The sequence below is a fragment of the Acidimicrobiia bacterium genome (assembly GCA_035948415.1).
GTDB lineage: Bacteria > Actinomycetota > Acidimicrobiia > IMCC26256 > PALSA-555 > PALSA-555.
Window position 1 is genome coordinate 1 of record DASZJD010000030.1, and the last position, 9,480, is coordinate 9,480.

The 9,480-nt window shown below is 73.1% G+C and carries 12 protein-coding genes; all 12 read left to right on the forward strand.

The genetic code is table 11. The features are described from left to right. Positions 1–1,314 (forward strand): amidohydrolase family protein (locus VG869_04305; GenBank protein HEV3450408.1); only part of this gene is annotated, 1,314 nt, incomplete at its 5' end. 3 nt (positions 1,315–1,317) lie between these two features. Continuing rightward, positions 1,318–1,626: an antibiotic biosynthesis monooxygenase family protein gene (locus VG869_04310; GenBank protein HEV3450409.1), complete on the forward strand. Its 309-nt coding sequence runs from the start codon at positions 1,318–1,320 to the stop codon at positions 1,624–1,626. Further along, positions 1,623–2,084 carry a nuclear transport factor 2 family protein gene (locus VG869_04315; protein HEV3450410.1) on the forward strand — a complete coding sequence of 154 codons (462 nt, stop codon included), beginning with the start codon at positions 1,623–1,625 and terminating at the stop codon, positions 2,082–2,084. The genes VG869_04310 and VG869_04315 overlap by 4 nt, the downstream gene beginning before the upstream one ends. A 2-nt stretch (positions 2,085–2,086) precedes the next feature. After that, positions 2,087–2,872, forward strand: coding sequence for an enoyl-CoA hydratase-related protein (locus tag VG869_04320; protein ID HEV3450411.1), 786 nt, complete (start codon positions 2,087–2,089; stop codon positions 2,870–2,872). A 32-nt stretch (positions 2,873–2,904) separates the two neighbouring features. Next, the gene (locus tag VG869_04325) at positions 2,905–3,105 is read left to right on the forward strand and encodes a ferredoxin (protein ID HEV3450412.1); all 201 of its coding nucleotides are present in this window, start codon (positions 2,905–2,907) and stop codon (positions 3,103–3,105) included. A 36-nt stretch (positions 3,106–3,141) separates the two neighbouring features. Further along, positions 3,142–3,825 carry a PaaI family thioesterase gene (locus tag VG869_04330; GenBank protein HEV3450413.1) on the forward strand — a complete coding sequence of 228 codons (684 nt, stop codon included), beginning with the start codon at positions 3,142–3,144 and terminating at the stop codon, positions 3,823–3,825. Continuing rightward, positions 3,822–4,562, forward strand: a complete 741-nt coding sequence (locus VG869_04335; protein HEV3450414.1) for a tyrosine-protein phosphatase — start codon at positions 3,822–3,824, stop codon at positions 4,560–4,562. The genes VG869_04330 and VG869_04335 overlap by 4 nt, the downstream gene beginning before the upstream one ends. A gap of 44 nt (positions 4,563–4,606) precedes the next feature. Then, positions 4,607–5,557: a TIGR03560 family F420-dependent LLM class oxidoreductase gene (locus tag VG869_04340; GenBank protein ID HEV3450415.1), complete on the forward strand. Its 951-nt coding sequence runs from the start codon at positions 4,607–4,609 to the stop codon at positions 5,555–5,557. 4 nt (positions 5,558–5,561) lie between these two features. After that, positions 5,562–5,915 (forward strand): carboxymuconolactone decarboxylase family protein, encoded by a 354-nt coding sequence (locus VG869_04345; GenBank protein ID HEV3450416.1) that lies wholly within the window; start codon positions 5,562–5,564, stop codon positions 5,913–5,915. Between the two features lie 306 nt (positions 5,916–6,221). Continuing rightward, the gene (locus VG869_04350) at positions 6,222–6,344 is read left to right on the forward strand and encodes a hypothetical protein (GenBank protein ID HEV3450417.1); all 123 of its coding nucleotides are present in this window, start codon (positions 6,222–6,224) and stop codon (positions 6,342–6,344) included. A 1,566-nt stretch (positions 6,345–7,910) separates the two neighbouring features. Beyond that, complete coding sequence (locus VG869_04355) at positions 7,911–8,381, forward strand: TadE family protein (GenBank protein HEV3450418.1); 471 nt, start codon at positions 7,911–7,913, stop codon at positions 8,379–8,381. Further along, positions 8,375–9,480, forward strand: a 1,106-nt coding sequence (locus VG869_04360; GenBank protein HEV3450419.1) for a pilus assembly protein TadG-related protein, incomplete at its 3' end; no start/stop codon positions are given. The genes VG869_04355 and VG869_04360, both read left to right, overlap by 7 nt.

Genomic DNA, 9,480 nt, shown 5'->3' on the forward strand with positions numbered 1-9,480 from the left:
GACGCCCAGCCGCTGGCCCTCGACGTCGCCACCCAGGTCCCCCACGGCGCCGTCCGCGGCTACGTCATGGGCGACCGGGGCGCGCACAACGAGCCGGCGTCGCCCGACGACATCGCCGCCATGGCGAAGATCGTCCGGGAGGGCGTGGAGGCGGGGGCGCTCGGCGTGTCGACGTCGCGGACCATCGCCCACCGGGCCATCGACGGGGAGCCGGTCCCCGGCACCTTCGCCGCCGAGGACGAGCTGTTCGCCCTGGGGCGCGCCCTCGCCGAGGCCGGCGCCGGCGTCTTCGAGCTGGCCCCCGCCGGCGTGATGGGCGAGGACCTCGCCGCCGCCGACCGCGAGATGGACTGGATGCGTCGCCTGGCGGCCGCCTTCGACCGCCCGGTCACCTTCGCGCTGCTGCAGCACGACCACGACCCCGGCCAGTGGCGGCGGATGCTCGACCTCGCCCTCGAGGCCCACGAGGACGGGGTGCCCGTCCGCCCCCAGGTCGCCGGCCGTCCGCTCGGCCTGCTCCTCGGCCTCCAGACCTTCCACCCGCTCCGGGACCGCCCGACCTACCGGCGGCTCGAGGCGCTGCCGCTCGACGAGAAGGTGGCGCGCCTCCGCGACCCGTCCGTGCGCGCGGCCGTGCTCGCCGAGGCGCCGCGGGCGCCGGCCGGGATCGAGGCGTACATCGGCCTCGGCCTCGACCGCATCTTCCGGCTCGGCGAGCCCCCCGACTACGAGCCCGCCGCCGAGGAGAGCGTCGCCGCCCTGGCCCGGCGGGAGGGTCGGGACCCGTGGGACCTCTTCTACGACCTGCTGCTCGAGAACGACGGCCACGAGCTCCTGCTCCGCCCGCTGCTCGGCTACTCGAACTTCACCCAGGACCCCATCCGGGAGATGGTGCTGCACCCCGCCACCGCCCTCGGGCTCGGCGACGGCGGCGCCCACGTCGGCGCCATCTGCGACGCCAGCATCGAGACGTACATGCTCACGCACTGGGTGCGCGACCGGACGCGGGGCGAGCGGCTGCCGATCGAGCTCGTCGTGCGGAAGATGACGAGCGACACCGCCGCCCTGTACGGCCTCCACGACCGCGGCACGATCGAGGTGGCCAAGAAGGCCGACCTGAACGTCATCGACCTGGACCGGCTCGTGCTCCACCGACCCGAGATGCACTACGACCTGCCCGCCGGCGCCCGCCGCCTGCTCCAGCGCGCCGACGGGTACCGGGCCACGCTCGTCAGCGGCCAGGTGATCCGGCGGGACGGCGTCGACACCGACGCGCGGCCGGGCGCGCTCGTCCGCGGCGGCCAGGCGGCCTGAGCGGTGGCCAAGTTCTCGGTCATCGCGACGATCACCGCCAAGCCAGGTCAGGGCGACGCCCTGGCGGCCGCGTTCGGCGACTTCCTCGAGCACGTCGAGGGCGAGCCCGGCACCGAGCACTACGTGCTGCACCGGTCGACGATGAAGCCCGACCTGTTCTTCGTGACCGAGCTCTACTCCGACCGGGCCGCGTTCGACGCCCACGCCGCCAGCGAGGGGTTCGCGGCCCTGACCGGGAAGCTCAGCCCCCTCATCGAGAGCGCCGACCTGCAGCTCGCCGAACCGGTCAGGGCGGTCGGCGTCGAGCTGTGACCGGCGGGCTCGACGTCCGGTCGGCGATCGAGCGCATCGTCTACGGCTACGCCGAGCGCGTCGACGCCGGCGACTTCGCGGGGCTGGCCGAGCTCTTCCGCCACGCGACCTACAAGGGGGGCGGGCCCGACGACCCCGGGGTCGTCGGCGCCGATGCCGTGCTCGCCATCCAGGAGCGCATGGTGCGCCGGTACCCCGACGGGACCCCTCGGACCAAGCACGTCACGACCAACCTGGTCATCGACGCCGACGAGGACGCCGGCGTCGCCACCGCCCGCTCGTACTTCACGGTGCTCCAGCAGGTCGACGACTTCCCGCTCCAAGCGGTGATCGCCGGCCGCTACCACGACCGCTTCGAGCGTGCCGACGGCGAGTGGCGGCTCACCGAGCGGGTCATCCTCTGCGACCTCATCGGGGACCTCAGCCGCCACCTCACGACCGACCCCTTCCGGACCTGAGGGTGCTGCGGGTCGAGGACGCCGAGCGGGTCCGGCTCGTGACCCTCGAGCGCCCCGAGGCTCGCAACGCCCTCGACACCGAGCACTACGAGGCCCTCGCCGACGCCCTCGACGAGGCCGCCGGTCGACCCGACCTGGCGGTCGTCGTCATCACCGGGACCGACGGGGCCTTCTGCGCCGGCCAGGACCTCGGCGAGATGGCCCGGCTCGGCGACCCCGCCACTCCGGCCGAGGCGCGGACCGGGCACGGCTTCCGTCGCTTCGTCGGCGTCCTCGAGTCGTTCCCGAAGCCGCTCGTCGCGGCGGTGAACGGCGTCGCCGTCGGCCTCGGGGTCACCATGCTCCCGTACTGCGACCTCGTCCTCGTGGCCGACGACGCCCGGCTCCGCACCCCGTTCGCGAGCCTCGGCGTCGTCCCCGAGGCCGGCGCCAGCTTCACCCTGCCCACCGCGATGGGACAGCAGGCGGCGGCGTCGGCGCTGCTCACCGGCGCCTGGCTCGACGCCGCGGCGGCGCGTGCGAGCGGGCTGGCGTGGCGCGTGTGCGCTCCCGACCGGCTGCTCGACGAGACACTCGACGTCGCCCGCGCCATGGCCCGGCTGCCGCTGGTGTCGCTGGTCGAGACGAAGCGGCTCCTCCGCACCGGGTGGGTGGAGGCGGCGCGCGCGGCGCGGACGCGGGAGGAGGCGGTCTTCGCGCGCCTCACCGGCGCGCCCGCCAACCGGGAGGCGATCGCCGCCTTCCTCGAGCGGCGCGAGCCCGACTTCGCCGACCTGCCGCCGGAGTAGGGTTCGAGCGTCCGGAACCGGGAGGAGGCGGCATGGCTTGGAAGGTCGTGGTCGACTTCGACGTCTGCGAGAGCAACGCCATCTGCATGGGCATCGCCCCCGAGGTCTTCGAGGTCCGCGACGACGACTTCCTCTACCTCCTCCAGGACGAGCCGCCCGATGACCTGCGCCCGAAGGTGGAGCAGGCCGTCCGCCAGTGCCCGAAGCAGGCCATCTCGATCGTCGAGGAGTAGCACCGCCGCGAGACCGCCGTCCCCCCACGGCCCCCGGTGACCGATCAGCCGAACATCGTCGACGGCCACGGGGCCGACGACGCGTTCCCGCCCGGGCCCGAGCTCGCCCGCGTCGTCGACGCCCTGCGGCGCGCCACCGACCTCGTGGTCCGGCCCGGCGCGCCACCGGGTGTCCTCGCCGATGCCGCCGACGACGTCGAACGCGCCGTCGAGCGGCTCGAAGGACCCACGCGGCCCTGGCGGGCGTCGCTGCCGGCGCGCCCGCGCGTCGGCCTCGGGCCCGACCAGTTCTTCCCGTTCAGCCCCATGATCGGCCGCTTCAGCCCGCTGGCGCCGCCGGTCCGCTGCGAGGTGCACGACGACGGCGGGGTCGTCGGCCGCGCCGTGCTCGGCGCCGCCTACGAGGGCCCGCCGGGCTGCGTGCACGGCGGGATCATCGCCGGGCTCTTCGACGAGGTGCTCGGCGTCGCCAACATCGCCGCCGGGGTCGGCGCCATGACCGGGACGCTCACCGTCGTGTACCGGAGCCCTACGCCGCTCTACGCCGAGCTGCGCCTCGAGGCCCGCACCGAGACGATCGAGCGGCGGAAGGTCCGGACCACGGGCACGCTCCGCGCCGGCGCCCGGCTCTGCGCCGAGGCCGAGGGCACGTTCGTCCTCGTCCCCCACGAGCGCTTCGTGGCGCACGCGCGCGAGCACGGCGCGCCGACGGCCCCGTGAGCGTCCGGCGGGTGGCCCTCGCCGGGCCGCTGAACTTCCGCGACCTCGGCGGGTACGACGCCGCCGACGGCCGGCGCGTCCAGTGGGGGCGCGTCTTCCGCAGCGATTCGCTGCACCACCTGACCGACCTCGACGGGGCCCGCCTCGGCGAGCTGGGCGTCCGGACCGCCCTCGACTTCCGCGCCCACGACGAGCTGGTCGAGGTCGGCATCGGACGGCTCGGCGGGCTCGACATCCGCCACGTGCACCTCCCGACGATCGACCGGGCCATGAACGTGCCGCGCCCGCCGGACTGGACGCCGCCGTCGTCGGCGGCGGCGGTGTACCTGACGATGATGGAGCACGGCGCCGGCGCGTACGCCGCCGCGCTCGCCGCGCTCGCCGACCCGGCGAACCTGCCGGCGGTCTTCTTCTGCATGGCCGGGAAGGACCGCACCGGCGTGTTCTCGGCCGTGCTGCTCGGCCTCCTCGGGGTCGCCGACGCCGACATCGTCGCCGACTACGCCCTGACCCACGAGGTCATCGACGAGCTCCACGCCCGCACCCGCGCCGTCCGCCCGGAGATCGACGAGGTGTGGAGCCGCCTGCCCCCGGAGATCCTCGGGGCGCACGCGGCCACGATGGAGGAGCTCCTGGTCCTGGTCCGGGAGCGCTGGGGGTCCCTCGCCGGCTACGTCGGCGACATCGGGGTCGACGCCGACACCGTCGCCCGGCTTCGCACCGGCCTCCTCGACTGACGCGGCCGCGGGCGTCCCGGGTGGGCGTGGGGTAGGTTCCGCGCGTGCCCCGCTTCGGCCTGCAGCTGCCGAACTTCACCTTCGGGGGGGCGACCGACGAGATCTTCCCCCGGGTGGCCGAGCTGGCCGCGGCCGGCGAGGACGCGGGCTTCGCGTCCGTCTGGGTGATGGACCACCTCTACCAGCTGCCCGCGCTCGGTGGCGCCGACCAGCCCATGCTCGAGGCGTACACGCTGCTCGGCGCGCTCGCAGCGCGCACGACCCGAGCCGAGCTCGGCACGCTCGTCACCGGCGTCACGTACCGCAACCCCGCGCTCGTGGCCAAGATCGTCACCACCCTCGACGTCATCTCGGGCGGGCGGGCCGTCCTCGGGATCGGCGCCGCCTGGCACGACGAGGAGCACGCCGGCCTCGGGTTCGAGTTCCCCGCGGACCGGGAGCGCCTCGACCGGCTCGAGGAGGCGGTGCAGATCTGCCGGGCCATGTTCACCGAGGAGGCCCCGAGCTTCGACGGCCGCTACTACCGGATCGAGCGGGCGCGGAACGTGCCGCGACCGGTTCGGCCCGGCGGCCCGCCGATCATGATCGGGGGCGGCGGCGAGAAGCGGACGCTGCGCCTCGTGGCCCGGTACGCCGACCGGTGCAACGTGTCGGGCGACCTCGCCACCGTCCGCCACAAGCTTGCGGTGCTCCGCGACCACTGCGTCAGCGTGGGCCGGGACCCAGCGTCGATCACCACCACCCGGCTCGGGTCGCTCTTCCTCGCCCCGACGCCGGCCGCGGCGGAGGAGACCCGCCAGATGATCACGAGCGCCGCCGGCGCTGACTTCGTCGCCAGCGCGACGATCGGCACCGAGGACGAGATCACCGAGCAGGTGGCGGCGATCCTCGACGCCGGGGTCCAGGAGCCGATCTTCAACCTGCCCTACGCCGACGTCGCCACCGTGCGTCGGGTCGGCGCCCTGCTCACCGAGCGGTTCCCGGCGTTGCGGTAGGGGCATGGACGCAGGCGAGCGCCGGGCGCGCGGCGAGGCGATGTACCGGGAGGTGCTGGGCCGTGAGCCGCCGGCCGCAGTCGACCCGTACACCGGCGCGGGTGTCCTCGACACCGTCTTCAGCGAGTTGTGGAGCCGGCCGGGCCTGTCGAGGAAGGAGCGCCGCCTCATCACGCTGACCTGCGCCGGCGCCGCGTCGGCGCCGGTCGCCATCGAGGGGCACCTCCGGGCTGCGCTCGACAGCGGCGACCTGACGGTCGAGGAGGTGCAGGAGTTCATCCTCCACTTCGCCTTCTACGCCGGGTGGCCGAAGGCGGCATCGATGCACCAGGTGCTCGAAGACCTGAGGGCCCGGTGACATCCAGCAGCGGGCCACGAGCGAGGTCACCACGGCGGCCCAAGCCGCCGGGTTGATCCACGGCGCCAGCTCGGCTCGCCGCCTCGCGAACGCTCCCGCGTCGGGCTTCCTGGACGAGACCGATCCTCGGGCCGCCGACGGACGAACGTCTTTGGGATCTACAACTAGTGACCCCGCCCCCGCGACACGTTTTCGCCGCCCCCCTGCCGGTGGCCGTGCCCGCTCGGCCCCGGTGATCCCGGTGGTCCTGCACCGGGCGAGTTCTCGGTCCCCGCCTCCGCCGATCCGCCGCCTGACCCTGCTGTCGTGGTGGTCACGCTGGCGGTCGTTGCGGAGGTGGTGGTGCTGACCGACGTCATCGGCTTGCCGCACGGCGAGTGGGCGGCCGTGCTCCTCGACGTCCCGCCCTTGGTGGCCCGCGCCACATAGCCGCCGTGGTTCGTCGGGTTGACGCCGCACTCTGGACCCCAGTATCGCAACGTGCCCGCTACATCGACGACCGTGTTCGCGGGCGACCCGCCACCGCCGATCGCGTCCCCCGTGCCGGCCGTCGTCGTGGTCGTGCCTGCGCCGGTCGAAGCAGTGGTCGGCGAGACGTTCCCCTCGACGCTGGCTGGGGGGCCAGCGACACTGGCAAGGGCCGCCGCCCCCGATCCGACGAGGGTCAAGCCCACCGCCACTACCGGCAGCCACTTCGGGATCGGTCTCATCGTCGCCTCCACTCCTGGGAGTCAGCTGCAGGGCACACCCGCCAGGCCTCGGTGGTGCCATCAGCCCGCAGCAGGGCGAACGTGACGCCCCGCCGTCGACGATGACGGGTCGGCTCCCGAGCGGAGCCTCCGCCCTCTTCACGCCACCGGCGGGTCGTCGCCTCGCCGGGGCCGACGGTGGAGTCTCCAAGCCGGTGTAACGCTCGAGACCGTCGACGACCCGGGCTGTCGGTCACGGGGGCGTGACCGACCGATCCCGTCGTGCGGCCGGGCGTCGCCGCGGCGGGCGAGCACGACAAGGTTGACGCCACCGGGCCGGGCACCGAGCGCAACGACGCGAGCGTGGCGGTCTCGAGCGGCCCGCGGGCGTGAGGAGCGCGGAGCGAGCCACTGGAACGGATGACCGACGCGAGCCGCGGAACCGCGCGTGCATGGCTGGCGAGCTCAGAGGTGGTTGGTGCGCCTACGAGGCCTCGAAGCACCCCCACGGCCCGTTGGTACGACGGGTCCGTGCACTCGATGACGAGGTCGTCGCTGGGGACGCGGTCGGTCGCGTGAAGATGCGGTGGTGGCACCAGGTGGCGGCGACGGGACGGTGTGTGCATCGCGTAGTGGAACGCTGGCGGCCGACGACCCGTTACAGGCCCAGGTCGACCTGCGCTGAGATCCCACGACCCCCGCCGCGCCTGCTCGGATGTGCCTCGCCTCCGTCACCGGCACCCGCCTGGTCCCGGGCCTGATCTGCCCGACGCTGTAACGCTGCGCCGGCGTCAGTCGTTGCTTGAATCGTGGGATGGAGCATCGCAGGGTCGAGCGTGCCGGCCGCGCCCTTCCTCCACCTGCGGGAGGAGCGACGGATGGCTCGCGGGCGCGCCGCCCCCAATTCGGGGCGACGCGCGCCAGGCGATGTTCGTCCTACCACCCCGGGCGGGCCAGCCTGGGATGAGGACCGAGCCGTGCGGCTGGGAGGGGACCTCGCCCCCGACCGGATCGCCCGTCGGTTCGTTTCGCCTGGTTCGGGCCGCCCCGTCAGCTCCAGCGGCTTCCCCCTTGGGCTTGACGGAGGCGGCCGGACCCGGCGCACATCGGCGGGGTCGCCCGCGGTTCGTGCGGCTGACCGCCACCTCGCTCCCGCGAACTGCGTTGGTCCGGTCCGCACCAGCGCGGCGTAGTCGACATGGTCGGCGAGCCACTGCCGCCGAGACCGGCTGGTCGCGCGACCAGGTCCGCCATGCGCCGTCGGCGGGTGACGCGCTTCTCCTCTCGGCGGAAGGATCAGCGGGGAGTGGCAGCGGTCGAGTTCGCGCTGGTCGTGCCGATCCTGCTGCTCGTCGTCTTTGGCATCATCGACTTCGGGATCGCGTTCGGCAACTACGAGAGTGTTCGGAGCGGAACGCGCGAGGCAGCTCGGCTCGGCGTCGTCAACGATCTGAGCAACGCGCCGGCGTGCACGATCAACGGCGCGACGATCACCCCGCCGCCGAATCCCACGACGAGCGCCGACGGCACGAACGCGCTCATCTGTAAGGCCAAGAACCGGATCGGGCTCGATTCGGGCAAGACCAAGGTCAGGGTCACGATCACGGGTCAGGCCGTCGGCGACAGTCTTCAGGTCTGCGCCTCGTTCCCGGTGACCGCGCTCACGGGGCTGACCGTGCCGTTCCTGTCGAACCAGACGCTCACGAGCAGCGTCACGATGCGCCTCGAGCAGGTGCCCGCGTTCAACAGCTACACCGAACCCGGGGTCGCGTGCTAGTCCGTCGACGCCGCCGCGGTGACGAGCGCGGCGCGGTCCTCGTCGTGGTGTGCCTGCTGTTGGTCGTGCTCCTCGCCATCGCAGGGCTGGCGGTCGACTTCGGGTACGCCTACGAGCAGCGTCGCCAGGTGCAGAACAGCGCCGACGCAGCTGCGCTCGGAGCCGCCCAGGACCTCCCCGACCTGGCCACGACCGAGGGCGACGCGAAGTCCCTGAGCTTGACGAACCTGCCCCACGGCAGCTTCGCGTGGCCGACCTGCACCGATTCGAGCAGTCTCGGGGTGAACGCAGCCGACACCGCGTGCGTCTCGTTCGACACCTCGTTCACCCGCGTCCGGGTTCGACTCCCGCAGCAGACCTTTCCGACCTTCTTCGGCCGAATGATCGGGGTCAACTCGACGTCGACGTGGGCGGCCGCGACGGCCCGGGTCGTCGGTGCCGGCTTCGCGTCCATCGTGCCGTTCGCGCTGTTCTCGGGGTTCACCGCGGGCCTGGCGTGCATGAAGCAGGGGCCGAGCGGCCACCGCATCGCGACGTGTGACGACCCGACCACCGGGAACTTCAACTTGCTCGACATCACCCAATACGGCAATGCGACCTTGAACACTCCGCAGCGCTGTGGACAGAGCTTCCAGCGAGCGCGGGTGATCGACAACATCGCCATCGGTGCCGACCACATGTTCACCGTGTACAACGGGGCCGAGCTCGACGACGGGTGCGGCCAGCCCGGGCCGAACACGCTCCCGCCTCGGACCGGCAACGACGTGTCCGCCTTCGACACCGGGCTCGTCCACGGGGTCTCGACCGACACCTCCGACGGTGGGGGAGCGCGGCTCATCCGAGGTCAATACCCGAAGGCACAGGTCCTCGGCACGTCGCTCGATAACAAGCCCCTCTGGGAGTTCATCCCCGAACAGACGCTGACGAACGTCCCCACCAGCTGTCAGCGAGCGACGTTCGACTCACTGATTGCGACAACGCCGGGACCGCAGCAACAGGCCGTGCTGCAGGGGGCTCTCGAGCAGTGCGTCAGCGACTACGAGGCGGGCAACTACACCGGAGTCGTGTTCGGCGCCAAGACGGACCCGTTCGGCAAGGC

Bases quoted from the DNA above. Each gene is read 5' to 3' on its own strand.
- VG869_04345 (HEV3450416.1), top strand. From the start codon at position 5,562: ATGGACGCAGGCGAGCGCCGGGCGCGCGGCGAGGCGATGTACCGGGAG.
- VG869_04325 (HEV3450412.1), top strand. From the start codon at position 2,905: ATGGCTTGGAAGGTCGTGGTCGACTTCGACGTCTGCGAGAGCAACGCC.